The sequence below is a fragment of the Pseudoalteromonas atlantica genome (genome assembly GCF_043641955.1).
Classification (GTDB): Bacteria; Pseudomonadota; Gammaproteobacteria; order Enterobacterales; family Alteromonadaceae; genus Pseudoalteromonas; species Pseudoalteromonas atlantica_A.
Genome location: NZ_JBHZRV010000008.1, coordinates 182,463 through 200,166, shown reverse-complemented (window position 1 = coordinate 200,166; position 17,704 = coordinate 182,463). Strand labels below are relative to the sequence as shown.

Here is a 17,704-nt window from a genome sequence, read left to right as displayed (position 1 = left end):
AAAATACAACGGCTTATGTGGCTCAATGTTGTTATTTATTGTGTGCGCTTTAAAAATGCACACGTAAAGTTATATATTACATATGTTTATAATGGCCAAACGTGGCTCGTCAGACGCTGAATAAAAAATAGTAATAGGCGAATTAAGTGTATTCTCAACGTTGCTTTCGGTTACCGTTATCTCAAATTTAGCAGTTGCTGGTAGGTCTATAAGCAGCTCGCTATATAGGTAGGTGCTTCCTGATTTTTGCAAAACGAGTGCCTGAGTTTGGTTAAATTGATATTCAAAACGTGCAGAGGCTAGCAGTGTTTCGGTCATGTTAAAGTTTACGTTAATGGTATCTGGCCCAGTAAACTCAGGACATACAAATACGGTAACCTCCACACTTTGAAATACGGGTAAACTGTTTTGTTCTAAGTCTATCGTAAAGTTATTTTGGGTAATTGCGGGAGAGTTATAGGTAGCATTAGCAAGGCGCGGATCGTTGCTGGTTATAGTAATGTTTTCACCTTCAGCTAAATTAAGTGTTTCGTTAAACTGGCCTGCGCTATTTGTAGTGTACAACACATCGTTAATTGTGAGTTTGGCATTACTAATGGCGGTTCGTTGCACGTTGGTAATTTGCCCTTTTATGTTGCCCGTTATTTGTGAAGAATCAGTGGCTGTAACTGTAAATTGAATGCTAGCTTGGTAGTTGTCAGCATCAGTCACCGTGAGCGTTAAGGTGTAGTTACCAGTTAGATCAGGTGTTAATTCGGTTATGCTTTGGTTGGTGCTACTTAAACTAGCAGATGAACCTGCTGGTATAGAGAGCTCCCATTCATAGCTAAGCGCGGTGCCCTCTGGATCATAGCTTTGGCTAGCATCAAAGTTAACGGTGCTACCAACGGTGCTGTAGCGAGCTTTATCACCGGTATGCATAATAACGGGCTTGGCGTTTTGTGTAACATTAATAGTGAGTGTTTGTGTGTCTGAAAACTGCTCACCATCATTGGTTTTAAGTGAAACAACAACTTGCCCTTCTGCTGGCGCGCTAAGCGTGGGGGCTGAGCTACTTGTACTGCTTAATACAGCTTGATTTGACGACGAAACTATTTCCCAATGGTAACTTAAAACTGCGCCTTCGGGGTCGTAACTGGCTGAGGCATCTAAAGTAACTTGCTCATTAACATTAATTGAAGACTTGTAACTTACTAGAGTAACTGGTTTTTTATTATCCTTTGTATGCAGCACCGAGGTTACTTGTGGTGAGCTGAGCTCACCGTCAGATACAACTAGGGTAACAACGTAATCGCCTTCAACATCAGCAGTAAGCGAAGGGGTAGCCGATGTGCTTTGCTGTAATTGCGCAGTGCTACTTTCAGGTTTTGCTTGCAGTTGCCAGTTGTAAATTAGAGGGCCGCTATCGGGGTCGCTACATTGTAGGCATTGTAGGGTAGTTAATGTATTTAAGGTTATATCAGTTTGCTCTGCAAGAACGGCAATAGGCGCTTTGTTTTCGGTGGTAACGCTTAAGGTTACTTGCGCGGTATCACTTAGATTACCTTCATCGGTTACGATTAGGGAGATTGTGTACTCACCCAATTCATTCGATGCAAAGCCTGCATTTTTGGTAATTGCATTCGATAAACTTGGGTTGCTGTTCTCAGGCTTAGAGGTTATTGCCCATTGATAACTTAGCGTGTCGTTTGCATCTGGATCAGTACTTTTTTCACCGTTTAACGTTACGAGTTGGTTGGGTGAAAGTTTACTGTTTTGAACTGAAATAACAGCGTTTGGCGCAGAATTTACAGCAAGCTGCTCACTTTTTATAAGCACGTTACTGCTCGCAGTATCGCCAACTGAGTTAGTAATAGTTAATTTAACGCTGTACTCGCCTACTTTATCAGCAATAAATTGGCTGTTAACGCGGGTGCTATTTTCAAGTTGTGCAGCGCTTGATGTAGGTGTTTTGATAAATTGCCATTGGTAGCTATTAATTACCGCATTAGTAGCGGTGCTTTGTGCTGCTGTTAATTCAACTACATCACCTTGTTTTACGGTTTGTGTGCTGCCTGCGTTTGCAATGAGCTGTGCGTTTGAGGTAACGGTAATTTGTTTGCTTACTACTGAGCTTGAAATTTTGCCGTCGTTCACAACCAGCTTTAAGGTGTAACTTTGTGCTTGTGCTACCGAAAACGTCACAGTGCGTTGGTTGTTGGTATTAAGCGATATGTTTTGTTGCTCGTCTGCGCTAAGAAGTTGCCAATGGTATGTGAGTGTATCGCCATCAGGATCGCTACTATTTGCAGCACTAAAAGTAATCGGTGTATTGGTTTTATATTCTGATTGTTCAGTGCCAATAACAGCCACTGGTTGCGCATTTGTGCTAACTGGGGGAGTGACTTGCTTAGTTTCAGAGCTGCCTGAGCCGCCACACCCGAGAAGTGTGAGTAAAGTGGGTAATATAATTAAAAGTATCCGTTTCATATTAATATCCTTATAAAATTGATATTAATATGTACCTAAAAAAGAAATAAAGCAAAAAAAAACAAAGTTTTTTGTCGCTCCTAAGTGATTTGGTTTTTAGTTACTGATTTAGTTAAGTAAACGCGCTTATTGCGTGTAAAAATCAACCGAAAACCCACTTAAGTGAACGCATTACTGTTATGGTATCGTTTATATATCGAGCCATATTTTTATTACAGGAATAACCTTTTCTTTATGATTTCGCTAAATAATGTGTTTTTTACTCGCCAGGATGGTGGCTTGAAACGACAAATAATTAATGACTTATCGTTAACTATTTTGCCTGCGGCGCACATTGCCTTACTCGGTGATAGTGGCTCGGGTAAAACAACATTATTAAATTTATTAGCCGGTTTACTGTCTCCAGATGCAGGAACTATTACGGTTAATGAGCAAAAAATTAGTGAATTGAGTGCCAATGAACTTGCTCTTTATCGGCGTAAAATAGGTATTATTTTTCAGCACTATCAATTGCTCAGTCCATTAAATGTGAAAGACAATATGTGTTTTCAAGCAAGGCTTAATAGGTTATCGCCTAGCGACGATGAAGTAAATACGATGGCTAAAAAACTGGGGTTAGAAGGCAAGCTTACAGCAATGCCTGAGCAACTTTCAGGTGGGGAGCAGCAACGAGTGGGTATAGGTCGTGCGCTATTAAATAAGCCTAAGCTATTATTGGCTGATGAACCTACGGGTAACCTTGATGCCGCTCGCTCACTCGATATCGTTACGCTACTAAAAAGCCTGTGCGAAGAGCAACAAATAATACTTATTATGGTCACTCATAGTCAGCGATTGGCCGATCAGTTTTCTACGCAATTGTTTTTAAAAGATGGCCAAATTAATGGCTGAACTTAAACTTATTTTAATAACGTATATGCAGTTTTATCGCCGTCATGTTGGGCTGTTATTACTGTTTTTCATTGGTTTTAGTTTAGGCGCGGCGCTACTTACTGCAATACAGGGCTTAAATTTAGAGGCCGGTAAACGCTATCAACAAACCACAGCACTAATTGCAAACCCAGTGACGCATTTTGTACGCCCTGTGCTAGGTGAAAACAGGTTGCCCAATAGTTTGTGGTCACGTATTAGGGCGGCTGGCTTTACGCAGGTTCAACCGGTTTTAGAAGGCGTAATTGAAACCGATACGCAGCAAAAACTCGCGCTTAGGGGGGTCAATTTATTACAGTGGCTTACAGAAAATACCGGCGGCTCAGCATCAACAACCAACAATCGTTATTCTGGGTTTGAACAGTTACTAAATACTGTTTATATCGACCCTAAATTAATGCAGCGGCTAAATTTAAAAAACAACCGTATCAATATAAACATGGGCGATGCCACTGTTACTTTAGCAGTAAGCGAAATACAAGGTTTAGGCATGACCATGCTGGTGGATATTAGCCTTGCCGACAAGTTACTGCGCGCAAATGGGGCAATTAATTACCTTGAAGTAAGTGGCTTAAATAACAAACAAGCAGCCCAGTTAAACGTATTGTTAGGCGATCAAGCACGCCTTGAAGCTGCGCAAGAGCAGGCTTTTGATGCGCTCTCTGAGGCTTTTTTCTTTAATTTACAAGCGCTGGCTTTGTTAGGTTATGTGGTTGGTGCGTTTTTAAGTTTTAATGCAATTAAGCTGGCGTACAATGCGCGTGCTCACTTGCAGCAGCAAATGTGGGTGCTGGGTTGTCAAAGGTCAGTGTTAATTAAGGCGCTGGTTATTGAATTAACGGTGCTTAGTTTTTTTGCTGCGTTATTAGGTGCGTTACTAGGCGCGGCACTGGCAAACGCCTTAGTTATGGATGTATCGGCAACTCTTAGAGGGCTTTACCAACTAGATAGAAGCTTTGTAGTAAGCCTTGATAGCAGCATGATTGCCAGCGGTTTTACACTTAATGTTGTTGTTTTGTTGGGGTTTTTAGCCAGTCAATCGGCTCGGTTAAGTACTTTTTTAGCGCGTATTAAATGGCTAATGTTTGCGTTAGCTATTTTTGCAGCCAGCTACTTAGCGTTAACGGCAAATACCAAAATAAGTGCCTTATTGCTGTGTGTTTGTGTGCTACTCCTCTTTTTTGTAATTACACCACCGGTAGTTAAAGCCGTTTTTAAACTGCCATGGCCAACACAAAACCCCATTATTCAGTGGTTAAAAGCCGACAGCCTAGTGCAATTACCCGCATTACTCAGCTCAGTGCTCGCTATTTTAATGGCAATGGGTGCAGCCGTAGGTATGCAAATTATGGTTGGCAGTTTTAGCGACACCTTAGATACACACCTTGAAAAACGCCTAAGCGCCGATTTATACGTAAGGCCCGATCAAAATATTCAAGCGTTAGGGGCTAAGTTGCGTGAACTCCCAGAGGTCGAAAAAGTAGGCGTATATTGGTCAGCTAACAGTGAGCTTAAAACACCTAAAAATACCATAGCTGTTGATGTTATGGCATTTGGTGCAACGGCCAGCTACAACCAACACCTTACTTTGTTAAACAATAAAGCACCTACATCTGCAGTATTTGAAAAGAACAAAAATGGGGTTGTGGGTTGCTTAGTGAACGAACCCGCCTTGCTGCAGTACTCGCTTAAAGTAGGTGATGTAATAACCCTAAAACAGCATATTAATACACTAACGTGCCAAGTACGTGCTGCCTATTTTGATTACGGCGAGCAAGGGTTAAATGTTGTTGTAACAACTAATGCATTATTGAATAGCAGCTTAAATTACACCGAGTATGGTTTATCGCTTTGGTTAAAGCCCCATAGTGACGTTGACGCCATAGCCGAATATATTCAAAAACAGCACCAATTAGATAGCCAACAAGTCATTGCTAATCAGCAGTTTAAACGCTTTGCAAAACAGCTATTTGGTAAAACTTTTTATGTTACTCAGGCGCTTAATATATTTATTATGCTGATTGCATTATTTGGCATGTGGGTAAGCTTTTTAACTTTAGGGCGCGGGCAATTACAGCCCATGGCGGTATTACAAACGCTGGGTGTCACCCAACAGCAATTATTGGAAGCAAAAGTACTGCAAGCTGCACTCATAATTTTAACCACCTTGTTATTAGCTATACCACTGGGGCTTAGCCTTGGGTGGGTACTACTAACCTACGTCATGCCAATTGCCTTTGGTTGGACCATGGCCATGACCGTCAATTGGCTACAATTAGGTGGCTTTACGGTGTTTATGTTTATGTTAGCTTTATTTGTGAGCGCGTTACCGCTAATAAAATTAACGCGAAGCGCCGTTGCCGATAATGTTGCCAAGTTATAGGACTTACATGAATATACTCAAAGCAGCCGTTACCTTTATTTTTATTAGCGCATTAAGCGCGTGCCAGCCCGAAGCAGAGCAAGTAAATCAAAATAAACCAATGCATAGCGGGTTTGCACAACAATTTGGTGAGCCTGTAAATAAACGCCAAGGGCTGAGCTTTCCACGCGATCATGGGGCGCACCATCAGCAAGGTATTGAATGGTGGTACGTAACAGCTAATTTAAAAGCAGATAATGGCGACACTTTTGGTGTGCAATGGACTTTATTTAGGCTCTCGGTAGATGAGCAAAGCACACAAACAAAATCATCACCTTGGTGGAATGGGCAACTATATTTCGCTCACTTTGCAATACAAACCGATTCACAGCATCAAGCGTTCGAGAAATATGGCCGCTCGGGACAAGTAAAGATAACAGCGCAGCCATTTGAGGCTCACCTAGATGATTGGCAGTTAGCAAGTAAGAATGCTGCATTTTTACCGCTTAGTTTAAAGGCGCAGCAGGAAAATTACAGTGCTAACCTGGTGCTGGCTAATAGCCCACTTGTAAAACATGGCGAGCAAGGTTATAGCCAAAAAACTCACCAGGGGCATGCCTCTTACTATTACAGCTATCCGTTTTTACACGCCCAAGGCGACATCACATTTGCGGGTAAAACTTTTAAAGTAACTGGAGATGCTTGGTTAGACAGAGAGTGGTCTTCGGCGTTAATCGATCCTACCCAAAATGGTTGGGACTGGTTTAGCATTCAGGCTGATGATCCCGCTTTAGGTGGCTTGATGGCGTTTTGTATTCGCAATAGTCAGCAAGAGTATGATTATTGCAGTGCATCACATATTACCCGTACTGGGCAGGTACGTGCCATTGCCAATCAAGAGGTGAGTCTACAAGTATTAAAAACATACGAGCTTGCAACGAAAACCTACCCAATTAAATGGGCGCTTAACATAAAAGGGTTTGAATCTATTATAATCGATGCACGTAATCCCGATTCACGTAATCAATTAAGTATCCCGTATTGGGAAGGGCGTATTAAAACCCATGTTGGATTTGAAGGGAAAGGGTACGCAGAATTGGTGGGCTATTAAAAGCTTACCAATTCGCGTAGAAAGTGCTGCTGAAGGTTGGCTTGTTCGCTAACATTCAGTTTCGTTAACCTGTTATTTAATTAAGTTTTACTGGGCCATTAATATTGTCGATACTCAAATCGCCCGAGCCATCATCGATAATGGTCAGGCCTTTAGCATGGTTAACACGAATGCTGCCTGAGCCATCTTCAATAGTAACTAAGCCATTAACATGCTCGACATATATATCACCAGAGCCGTCTTCAATCGTTAAATAATTACCTAAACGTTTTGCATTGATGCTGCCAGAATTATCATCAATCTCTACGCTACCAGTTATATCAGTTAAGTTTAAATCGCCTGAGCTGTCTTCAATGTCCACCATGCCAGCAACATTTTTTGCGGTAATACTGCCTGAGCCATCACTTATCTCTATATTTCCAGTGATGTTTTGTAAGTAGATATCGCCTGAACCATCATCTATTTCGAGGTCATGACCTTGTTCTATATTGATACTGCCTGAACCATCATCGATGTCCATATCGCCTAGTACACCCATAATATTAATATCACCAGAGCCGTCATCAATATCAAGGTTAAATGAATTTGGTACAGTCACAACTAAATCGATACTTGGAGAGTTGCCTTGGTAAACAATCATGCCTGATGCACTCTCATTTTTGGCAACAAGAACTGCTTTGTCGCCCTTTTGCTCAAGCGTTAAGATGTATGGGTCATCAACGTTTGCGGTGTAAATGCTTGCATTAACAGTGATTTCAGTGGCGGTATTTGAACCTATTACTTTTAGTGAGCCGGCTTCTGCTTCAATATCGAGTTGTTGTAATTGAGCCGCTGATAAAGTGCGTTGTTGCTGTTGTTCTATATTGGCACTTGCCGTAGAAATATGAACAACACAGCCGCTCATCAAAAGAAGGCTTGTTGCAATAGGAAGTGTTTTAGTGAGTAAAGAGAGTGATTTATTCATCATTGTTAGTATGCTCGTTTTTTATTTAGATTAACTGCTTAGGTTTCTAAAAGCAAAAACAAAGCCAACATTTAACATGCTGTTTTATAAGTAACTAATCTATATTAGTTTAAATAACCCCATATGCGTTTAGCGAGCAATACTAAAAAGTAGTGAAAGTGGCTAACATTGTTAACCACTCTATAAAAGTCGACTATTCAGGCGCAACGTCTAAAGTAGTAAACAAAGCGTAGCGAACAGTGTCGATACCTTTTTCAGTTGAATCTTCACTTACACTTGCCTCAATAAGATATAAACCAGGGTGCTGCCAAGTATTTGTAAAGAAGCCCTGCTGATCAGTTGTTACTTTTACTTCGTTGCGTTCGTTGCGGTAGCGTGTGTCACCTTTTAAAATCGCAAGCTCAACATTTGCAGCTGGTTTACCATCTTTCAATAATTGAAAGCGTGCTTCTTCACCAACAAATAAATCATTTGGGTGAGTTGGGCCACTGATCTCTAAACCGCTACCTAGTAGGGCAGGCTTGGATGTGCCGTTACGGCTAACAAAAGTATCAACAGTTGAGAATGACTTCATGGTTCTGATATCTTTTGCACCGGCTGGAATGTCTTTGCTATTTTTAGGGCCAAATACGCGGCCACGCTCGCCTTGCGCATCTTTGTAAAAAGTCATTATGCGCGGCTCACGTTTCATAGCGATATGATAAGTGCCTTCATCAGCTAATTTTACTGCTGCTGAGTTTTTACGTTGTAAGTAGTAGGCACGAATTCTATCACTTACCAGCTCACCATTAGGGTCAAGAGCCATGATCAGGTTATCGTCATACTCTGCCCCTTTTTGTTTTGGGCGATACGCTTTATCAGCAGAAAAAATTTCGTTAGAGATGCTGGCATCGATCATTACATAATGCGCTTTATCACCAGATAGCGATGTATGCGAAGGCACTAACCACTGTGCATGGGCACTTGCATAGCTAGAGGCAAGGGCGGTTAATGTTAGCGCGCCAACAAGAGCGCTTTTAAGTAAATTGATTTTCATGATCTTTCCTTATTTAAATAATGTATAAGCATTTTTTACTTGCTAGTTATTGCTGTTATTTGGCTTTGATCGTGATGAAACTCTCAGAGAATTCTTTTTTGCCTGCAATAGTCATTTTTCCATCTTCGCTTAAATCCAGTTCCATGCGTTTATAATCTCTGCCACCTTCTTCGCGCACTACTTCTAAATTAAGTAGGTATTTACCCGCGATGACAGGATTTCCTTCTAGGTCTTTGCCATTCCAGTTAATTGTGTAGCTGCCTGGGCGTTTTGTTGCGCCTGTTACACCGTCAAAATTGGCATCGCTTTTACCTGCTTTACGCCACCATTGGCGTAAGTCTTTAAACCATTCAGCTTTCTCTACCCATAGTGCAACAGTGGTTACATGTTTACGTTGAGGGGTTTCAAGCCACACTGCCACATATGGGCGGTGATAAGGTTGTACATCAAGCTCTGGTAAGGTGAGCTCTATTTCGAGCTCTGCTGCGCTGGTATTTGATTGAAATAAAGCAGCAGTAAATATTATTATTGCACTGCAAAAGGTATTAATTTTTAACATTAAGACACTCCTTTTAGTTGTGGAACCCAGCATAAATAAATGACAGCAGGCGTTGCGACCCCAAGCACTGTTAGCCATATTCCTACCAAGCGTTTTTTTCTATTTTGAAACAAAATAATCATGCCTGTGATTGCAAAAAGAATCATTAATGCGGCAGAAATATCAATTACCCAGCTCCATGCTTTGCCAGTGTGGCGACCTTTATGTAAGTCACCAATTAGGCTTAATAAACCACCGGTTTGATATTCAAGATTGAGCTCACCACTCATAAAATCAATTTCAGCAAAGGCAAAGCCGGCAGGGAGTGGGTAGTCGAGCATGACTAGCGCATCTTCTTTTTCCCAATCGATACTTTTAACCTGTGTTAGGCCATGCTCTGCAGCTAAATAGGCTTCTATTTCAGGGTAAAGAGAGGGAAGTGAATCAATATTATGTTTGGCTTTAGTTATCAAAGCGTGGGGCAATACGATGGTTTGTTGACCATCCGTTTTGTCGCCTTTAAGCCAATCAACATGATTTAATACAATGCCACTGATACAAAACAAAATAAGTAAAAATAACAGGGCGGTAGAAAGGTAAATGTGCAGCATACGGCTAATACTGTACATCGCACGTTTATTCAAAAATGGCATAGACAACAAAGTAAAACTAACTAGATGTGTGTATGATAATGATTTGCATTAATTATAACAACTAAATTTACGAACTTTACATTTTTGGTATGTGTGAAGGGCGTGTTAGTAAATAGGTCATAACAGCTAGTTCAATTCCCGCAACAAGAGCGATTATCCAACTAGGTGGAGTGCTTAAAACTAATAAAATAAAGCCAGCAAGCATGCCCAAGCCAGCAAACCATTTAGCTTTTAGTGGCACGACCTTATGGCTGTGCCAATGGCGCAAAGTAGCGCCATAACGAGGGTGTTCAAGTAACCAAGTCGCAAGCTTTGGCGATGAACGTGTAAAACACGCCAATGCCAAAATAAAGAAAATAGTGGTTGGCATGACAGGTAATAAAATGCCAATAATCCCCAAACCAACTAACGCTAAGCCTAATAGTTGGTATCCCATATTCTTATATGCGACTAAAGCGACCTTTAAATTCATGAATAGACATGCGCCTGAAAAAGTTGAAATCGAGTAAACGCTTGGCGTGCACCATTGATCAATGCGCGCTCTTGTGTGTCATTTAGCTCAATACTATCAATTAATTGTACTAGATGACGCCAGTCACTGCCACGACCTGCACCTGGGCCAGATAAGTAACGAGCGCCATACTCTTTTGTTAACTGTAGTCTAGCTTGCGCTTGTTTGCCTAGCATTGCAGCGCCCACTTTTGAACCTTCTACTACATAAAGCCAGCCTAGCGCTGTTGCTAAGTCGGTATCGTTGCTAATTTGAGAGATGAAGGGCGTATTAGGTATTGGGTGCTCAAAATCATGAAAGTCTTGTTCAAGCATATTTAAACGCTGGCGCGCTGATAAATTTTCAATGACCATATTTAATTCGCTGTGGTCATAAAGCGCAGACACATCATTTAAGAAGTAATATTGCAGTGTTAAAAACTGGATATAGTTCTGTGTGTTTGCAAATGGGTCTTTAACCATAATGCTTTTATCAATGTTATTGTGTACATCGGCAGTAGCAAGTTTTAAATTTTGCGCACGAGAATGGGGAGGGGCGACGGTCGTCATGAATGCTCCAAAAAGTAGTTGCACTGAGTGAGCTATATCACTCAATGCGGGTTTATGATCTTAATTAGATTTTTTGAAATTACCGAGACTTAAAGTTTGAACTCAAAGCCTATTGAAATGGTTTGGCCCGGTTCAGGCATTGCCACGATAGAGCCGGTCGAGACTTTATACTGATCGGTTAAATTAGTGATGGCGATATTGCCTGTGATGTCGTCACTAAAAGTGTAATCAAAATAAAAGTCTAGCTGGTAACCTGCTGGAATATACTCTAGTGCGGTGACACCGGTGCCTGATAAAAAGCCACCCGGATGATGCTTTTCTGTGTGCTTTTTATAAGTGAAACCGGTGTCGATAGCATCGTTAAAGAGTTTAGTACCAACAATGGCGATGTAGCTTTTCTCAGGTGGTACACGAAGTGGCGTTAAACTACCCGCAAAGCCACCGCTATTACAGCTCTCGACTTCTGCAGCTTGTGCCATAAGACTTGAACACATTTCTACGTTTGAATACTTGGTGTAAGACAGCTTGCTGTAGAAAAAGTCGCTCTGGTAGTAAACCCCTAGCTCTGTACCTGGTAGCTCGAATTTGTCATAGTTAGTGAAAGTAAACTTCTGATCCCAAGCTGGTTTATCAGGCTTAGGTAAAAAGCCCGTCGCTAACATATTTTCAATATTGGTGTAGAAGTACTCCGCAGATAAAACTAGTTTATCGCCACTTTGCATTAAATTAGTGAATTCACTCTCGATGCCAATGTCATAAGATTTTGTTTTTTCAGGGGTGATAGGATAATCACTCGAATAAGAAAACACTTCATTCGAAACAGTTGTTTCATACAAGTTTGGCATTCTGTAAGCATTACTGTATTTGGCTTTAACCGCGGTGTTATCAAGCAGGTGATATTTTGCCTGCAGGGTAAAATCGGTTTTGCCATCAAATTTAAGGGTATTCTCGTCCTGATAATCTTGGTTCACAGAATCATGGTGGTTGAGGTTTAAAGCCAGCTCAACTGGTGCGAAATCTATTTGCACATTGGCAAAAATTGCGCGCTTAGTTTGTTCACCGTGACGCGAAGTTGATTTGAGTTTAAAGTCTGTCGGTTGCCAATCACGTTTAAAGTTATCTTGCCAATCTTTATGCGGAGAAAGTGTTTCGGTCTGCCAAGATAAACCATAAGTCAGTGTGATTGGTTTGTTTGCAACTGCAAAAGCCGACGCGTTTAACACGCTCACACCATGGCGCTTATTATTCACACGGTGAAAATATTGTCCGGCATTATCACCTAGATTACTGCCAAGAGCATTGTACTGTTGCAAACGGGCGCTGGTGCGCCATACGTTTACACTCAGATCGATTAATGCGTTACTACTCGGCACAAAGCGATAAAGTGCACTGGCACTGTTTACCAGTGCAGAGCCCGGCTGCCATTGCGGCATTGTTTCAACGCCTTCTGGAATTTCTTCAGACATCCATTGATCTTCGCCATGTTCGTCTGTCACTTTCCAAAACTTTGTGTCGCCAGCACCTTGCTTGTACCAATAAGATGCAAGCATTTCACCCGCTTCTTGTTTATGAAAACGGGTGTTTACTTCAAGCGATTGCTCGTCAGTGAACTCGTAAGTTAGCTTGGCAAGATATGAGTCACTCTCAAAGCTGGTGTTTACGACTTCACCATTTTGGTTAACTGGAGGCGGAATTAACACAATATAAGGTATTTCGTCATATGTTCCGGCTTCTGTTTTTGAAGGTTCCCAGCGAATGTATTCTTTCTCTTCGACAAATTCTTCAAAACCATTTGAACCGGCAAAATAGTTACCGACTTTTTTCTTGCTGTAAGCCAGTACAGCTTTCAGATTGTCATGATCGTATGCGGTTGCCAGAGTAAAGCCGCCGCCAGCAAAATCTAACGTGTCATTGTTATTGCTTACTTCGTAATAGTTTTGTAGCCCAAAGCTCTCTGGTACATCCGGCGTATGGTTATTGTTATGGGTGTTTACTTTGACCAGCGCACCAAGCTGTTCACCACTTTTTAAAATGTCTTGAGTATCTAGTGTGCGAATACTCACCATGCCGCCAATTGCACCTGAACTAAATGGTGACGCTTTTGCGGAAGCCCCTTTTTCAATATTTACTTTGCTGATCAAGTTTGAATCGATATAAGTTCTGTCAGATGTCCCCATGTAACCGCGGTTAGTATGGGTTGATTGCAAGCTGCCATCAATAAAGATTGGCACGCGACCTTGACCTTGTACGCCACGAATACCGATATCTAATGCGCCCGCTTCATTGCGTAGGTTGTTTGCTTCGATGCCTGCAAAGCTTGAGAAGATATCTGAGTTTGATAAACCTTTGGTACGAGCTATTTGCTCGCGGTGCATATGTAATCTATCCCCTTTGACTTCAATTACTTCAATATCTTGTTGCGAGCTGTTGGCGCCATCAGCCACAAAGCTTGTTTGTCTTTTATGGTTTGAAGAAGTTTGTGCGCTTACAGCCGCTTCAATGATGATGTTATTGTCGATAATACGCGCGGTTAAATTGCTATTTCGCAGGGCCAACTCTAGCGCTTGGTTTAAGCTAATTTCACCTTGAAGTGCAGGTGCTTGTAGGCCATTTAACAGTTTTGCATCTGCGATTAAGTTCATGCTCGCGGCTTTGGCAACTTGAGTCAGAGTATGGCTCATAGGCTGTTTTACAAGGTTAAATTCATATAATGAAAGCTGATTCTGTGCAGCAGCAGGCAGGCTTAAGCTCAGAGCGAGCGTGAATACAAGGGGAGTGAGTCGTGTGTTTAGTACAGAGCGAGTTCTCATTTTTATACGTCCAAATAAATTACCTATTATTAAAACGAATGAGAATGAGAACTCCTCAATGAATTTTAAAGTTTTTTTGATTTAATTTCGTTTGCTTATAATTAGATGATTATTCAGGTTTTTAACTTCAACAGGCAAAGCGTGTGGTAACAAGGTTACGAAGTTTTCTAACTCTGAAACTAAAAAAGTGCCTGATATAGTTAACTCGTCATGAGATTTAGTTGCTAAGGTGTAACTAAAATCATGATAACGATTGAAGGTTTCAAGCGCTTCATTAAGTGGGGTGTTATCAAACATTAAGCGGCCTCGCTTAAACGCATCGACAAGCGTGATCTCAGGGTCAAATTTGCTGATTACTATACCAGAAGCATAAATAGTCGCTACGTCACCTTTGCTTAACTCAATACGTTCGTGCTGGTTTTGTATGCTTACTCGCCCATGTTCAACCATCACTCTTGTACTATGAGATTTTTTATCCACCGAAAAGCGCGTACCTAAAACGGTAATTTTACTGTTACCCGTACCTATCACAAAAGGCCGGGCTTTATCGCTTGCAACATCGAACAATACACGTCCTTTGAGGAGTTTATTCATTCTTTTCTCGCTATCGAAATTAACAGAAATAGACGCTTTTGCATCGAGTGTGAGCTTACTCTGATCTGGTAATTCGATATCTGTGATTTCTCCACGTTTTGTTTGATAACTGGCTTGAAAGGAAGCAGAGTTTAACGAGGTTGGCCAGTTTAGATAACCAAACATGCAAACACATATTAACGCAAGGCATGCAGCCATCGTCCAAGGGCTTTTGCCCGAATGTCTGGTTGATTGATTTGGTCTACTGGTGGTTTGCTCAAGGCATTGAATGTCTTGCTTAGAGAGTTGCGACAATAATTGCTCTACTTGCTGACTTTCTTGGTAAGCGAGTAAATGTTTACGGTCTGCATCAAGCCAATGCCCTAAGGCGAGTGCTTGTTCATGCGTTAGCCCTTGCTTTTCTAATGCTAGCCAATGATCCACTTGCTGTTGAATGATTAAATTTTGACGGTCCATTTCGTTTCTCTTATTGTTTTTTTAATTCACTGCGGCACGCAAGCATCGCTACAGCGAGATGCTTTTCAACCATACTGACAGAAATACCCATTTGTTCAGCGATTTGTTTTTGGTTTAGGCTTTTAAATTTGTAGAGTACGAAGGCTTGTTTAGTTTTCTGAGGTAATTGCTCGATGCACCTATAAAGCAAATTAAGTTGCTGTTGGCTGGCCAGCTTTGCTTCAGGTTCATAATCACTAGGTGCGATTAACTCTTGCTCAACAGGGTCGGTCACGGCGTAATTACGGCGATAGTTATCAATAACGATGTGTTTAGCCGTTTTGAAAAATAAAGCCCGTTGCTGGGAAGTATCATGTTCTGGGTTACGTTTACGGTAGCTCAACAAACGTGTGTACGCTTCTTGGACTATGTTTTGTGCTTTATCCTTGCATCCAACCGATCGGGAAATATAACTTAATACTTCAGCGTAATAGCGTTCCAAGTAGCACCAATTTAAAGTTTCTAAAAAGGGTGCGGATACTAACGTTAAATTTAATAAATGACAATAGTTTTTATTTGTATTTGTGCGGTTTGAAAGCAGCTGAATGATTTAAGTTCAGCCCAGTATAACTACTGGGCTGAGGGGGGATTAAAAGTAATAACCAACGTTTATATTAAAGCGACGCTCTGTTTCACTGCTATCACCAGCAATGGAACCGCCAACAAATGGTTGGTTTTTAGCGAAGACATAATCTACGTAAGTGAACAGGCCGCCAGCGGCAATTGAAAAGCCGGTTACGTTCATCCAAGTATCTTCAGTGTTATCTGATTTATCATAAATAACACCGTAGTCATTATAAAATTGCAACCCTGTTACCGGGCCCCACTCCACAGGTACACTGTAAGCAATGTTTGCATTGGTCATGGTTGCTTCTGCGGCAATACTGTCATAGAACGAGTAAGCGCCAACGGCCATGCGGTTGGCATTATCTACGTCGTAGTTGTATTCACCGTGTTGTAGCTGAAAGTTCCACTGACCTACAGTGCTATTTAAGTGCATTGCCCATGCATTGTAATCACCAGCACGATCAACACCGTCATGTAGGCCACCTGCTAAGGCTGAAAAACCTAACTCTGTAGTGCCACCCTCGTGTTCAAAGTGATAACCATAGCGCCCTGAAAAAGTATTGTATTCGCCTATCGCACTTGCAGGCTCTGCGTAAACGCCTTCACCGGCAGTTCTAAAGCCAACAACATCATATGAGTAACGATCGCTACGGTTATCAACATAGCCATCAACTCCCCCTTGCTCATCATTTTTGAAAAAGCCAAGATCGAGTTGCCAGTTGTCGGCGATTTTACGTTTAAAGAGCACACCCATATCGTGGTCATCTTCAAGGCCAATGTAATATGTAGTACCAAAGAAATAGTTATGAGAATTATATGGCCAGTTGCCGAATGGCACTTTAGTGATACCTGCTTGGACTTGCCAGTCATCGGCAAAGTCATAAGCAGCATACGCATACTTTACAGCGGTCATGTAATCAAAAAAACGAATTTCTGCATTAAGCATTACGTCGCCTACATCACCAGAGAAGTTCAGTCTGAAAATATCAAAGTCGTAGTCACCACCACGATCTTTACTGCCTTCATTGTATGATGTGTGGCTGTAGTTGGTTCTTACTGCGCCGCCAACTTTTATACCCTGCGACTTTTTAGCAGGCTTGGCTTCAGCAACTAGCTGCTCTTCAACTTTTTGTTGTTTCGCTATTTGCTGATCAATGGCTTGCTGTTGTTGTGTTGATTTTTGCTCAGCAGCATCCAGTTTTTGCTGAAGTTGCTGCATCTGTTTTTGCAGTAGTTTTAGCTGAGCTTGCATGTCATCAATATCTGATGCATTTGAAGTGGTTGAAACGGTGCCCAGCATAATTGCGAGGGCTATCTTTGAAGGTTTAAGCATGAGTCATCGCTAGTGTTAATTTAGGTAGTATTTAGGATAGATTAAATTAGCTTTTAACCCAAGTCGTGACGGTAAATTAGACGTAAAAAGCAATAAATTTCAAAAATTAAGTCGTTTTAAATAAATAGCTTCTTGTTGTATTGCTGTATGGATGTGAGCTAATAAGAAAACTTATTAGCCGTTATGAAGCCTACTTGATTACTAGGGTCTGTTGACCTTTGAGCACCACCCAATACAAATAGGCTTGTAAACTCTATTGTTCAGGTGTTTTTTGCTCAGCGTGCTTTGTTAACGCACCTACTTCAAGTAATGGAGATGCGTCTATTTTATCTGCATCCATCATTGCAGCAATTCGCTGCATAGATGATAGCAATTGGCTTTGTTCCCACTCATCTAAGGCAGTAAATTTTTCGATAAAGTGCTCTTGTAAAGGCTGTGGGGCATTAGCGAGCAGCTCTTTACCTGTCTGTGTTAGATACAAGCTAACACGGCGCTTGTCTAATTGGCTTCGTACACGATTTACCAAGTTACGGTTTTCAAGACGGTCGAGAATATTCGTTACGGTAGCAGGGCTCAAATTGACATTCTGAGCGATGCGGCTGGCTGTTATGCCATCGCTTTGATCAACCTCATGCATAATAAGTAGCTGGGGGCCAGTTAAGCCAGATGTTTTATTTAATTGCTTTGAATGAAGATCAATAGCCCGGATCACGCGGCGTAAAGCGACCAGTAACTCATCATATTTTTGCATTTTGTATCTCGTAAAAAGGGAGGTTGTCACGA

General features: G+C 41.4%; 15 protein-coding genes. 3 read left to right on the top strand and 12 right to left on the bottom strand.

Annotated features, from left to right (window positions below; translation table 11 throughout):
- Nucleotides 1-69: 69 nt before the first annotated feature.
- Complete coding sequence (locus ACHUE3_RS15755) at nt 70-2,469, bottom strand: PKD domain-containing protein (RefSeq protein WP_394193313.1); 2,400 nt, start codon at nt 2,467-2,469, stop codon at nt 70-72.
- A gap of 234 nt (nt 2,470-2,703) precedes the next feature.
- Between ACHUE3_RS15755 and ACHUE3_RS15750 the strand changes: the two genes are divergently transcribed.
- The 3 genes from ACHUE3_RS15750 to ACHUE3_RS15740 are packed head-to-tail and all read left to right on the top strand — an operon-like array spanning nt 2,704 to nt 6,872.
- Complete coding sequence (locus ACHUE3_RS15750; RefSeq protein WP_394193312.1) at nt 2,704-3,360, top strand: ABC transporter ATP-binding protein; 657 nt, start codon at nt 2,704-2,706, stop codon at nt 3,358-3,360.
- Nucleotides 3,353-5,782 (top strand): FtsX-like permease family protein, encoded by a 2,430-nt coding sequence (locus ACHUE3_RS15745; RefSeq protein ID WP_394193311.1) that lies wholly within the window; start codon nt 3,353-3,355, stop codon nt 5,780-5,782. The genes ACHUE3_RS15750 and ACHUE3_RS15745 overlap by 8 nt, the downstream gene beginning before the upstream one ends.
- 7 nt (nt 5,783-5,789) lie before the next feature.
- Nucleotides 5,790-6,872 carry a lipocalin-like domain-containing protein gene (locus ACHUE3_RS15740; RefSeq protein ID WP_394193310.1) on the top strand — a complete coding sequence of 361 codons (1,083 nt, stop codon included), beginning with the start codon at nt 5,790-5,792 and terminating at the stop codon, nt 6,870-6,872.
- Nucleotides 6,873-6,948: 76 nt separating this feature from the next.
- Here ACHUE3_RS15740 and ACHUE3_RS15735 read toward each other — a convergent pair whose 3' ends face one another.
- The 11 genes from ACHUE3_RS15735 to ACHUE3_RS15685 all read right to left on the bottom strand — a co-directional run bounded on the left by ACHUE3_RS15735 (nt 6,949) and on the right by ACHUE3_RS15685 (nt 17,672).
- On the bottom strand, nt 6,949-7,839 hold the full coding sequence (locus ACHUE3_RS15735; protein ID WP_394193309.1) for a DUF4097 family beta strand repeat-containing protein: 891 nt from the start codon (nt 7,837-7,839) through the stop codon (nt 6,949-6,951).
- Between the two features lie 190 nt (nt 7,840-8,029).
- Nucleotides 8,030-8,872 (bottom strand): DUF4198 domain-containing protein, encoded by an 843-nt coding sequence (locus ACHUE3_RS15730; protein ID WP_394193308.1) that lies wholly within the window; start codon nt 8,870-8,872, stop codon nt 8,030-8,032.
- 55 nt (nt 8,873-8,927) lie between these two features.
- Nucleotides 8,928-9,431: a DUF2271 domain-containing protein gene (locus ACHUE3_RS15725; protein WP_394193307.1), complete on the bottom strand. Its 504-nt coding sequence runs from the start codon at nt 9,429-9,431 to the stop codon at nt 8,928-8,930.
- Nucleotides 9,431-10,063, bottom strand: a complete 633-nt coding sequence (locus tag ACHUE3_RS15720; protein WP_394193306.1) for a PepSY-associated TM helix domain-containing protein — start codon at nt 10,061-10,063, stop codon at nt 9,431-9,433. Before ACHUE3_RS15720 ends, ACHUE3_RS15725 begins: the two co-directional genes overlap by 1 nt.
- A gap of 76 nt (nt 10,064-10,139) precedes the next feature.
- Complete coding sequence (locus tag ACHUE3_RS15715; protein ID WP_394193305.1) at nt 10,140-10,535, bottom strand: YbaN family protein; 396 nt, start codon at nt 10,533-10,535, stop codon at nt 10,140-10,142.
- Nucleotides 10,532-11,122, bottom strand: coding sequence for a biliverdin-producing heme oxygenase (locus ACHUE3_RS15710; protein WP_394193304.1), 591 nt, complete (start codon nt 11,120-11,122; stop codon nt 10,532-10,534). The genes ACHUE3_RS15715 and ACHUE3_RS15710 overlap by 4 nt, the downstream gene beginning before the upstream one ends.
- An 89-nt stretch (nt 11,123-11,211) precedes the next feature.
- The gene (locus tag ACHUE3_RS15705) at nt 11,212-13,932 is read right to left on the bottom strand and encodes a TonB-dependent receptor (protein ID WP_394193303.1); all 2,721 of its coding nucleotides are present in this window, start codon (nt 13,930-13,932) and stop codon (nt 11,212-11,214) included.
- A gap of 81 nt (nt 13,933-14,013) precedes the next feature.
- The gene (locus tag ACHUE3_RS15700) at nt 14,014-14,982 is read right to left on the bottom strand and encodes a FecR family protein (RefSeq protein ID WP_394193302.1); all 969 of its coding nucleotides are present in this window, start codon (nt 14,980-14,982) and stop codon (nt 14,014-14,016) included.
- 10 nt (nt 14,983-14,992) lie between these two features.
- Nucleotides 14,993-15,463: an RNA polymerase sigma factor gene (locus ACHUE3_RS15695; RefSeq protein ID WP_394193301.1), complete on the bottom strand. Its 471-nt coding sequence runs from the start codon at nt 15,461-15,463 to the stop codon at nt 14,993-14,995.
- Nucleotides 15,464-15,610: 147 nt separating this feature from the next.
- Nucleotides 15,611-16,921: a porin gene (locus ACHUE3_RS15690; RefSeq protein WP_394193300.1), complete on the bottom strand. Its 1,311-nt coding sequence runs from the start codon at nt 16,919-16,921 to the stop codon at nt 15,611-15,613.
- A 253-nt stretch (nt 16,922-17,174) separates the two neighbouring features.
- Nucleotides 17,175-17,672 carry a MarR family winged helix-turn-helix transcriptional regulator gene (locus tag ACHUE3_RS15685; RefSeq protein ID WP_394193299.1) on the bottom strand — a complete coding sequence of 166 codons (498 nt, stop codon included), beginning with the start codon at nt 17,670-17,672 and terminating at the stop codon, nt 17,175-17,177.
- Nucleotides 17,673-17,704: the final 32 nt, after the last annotated feature.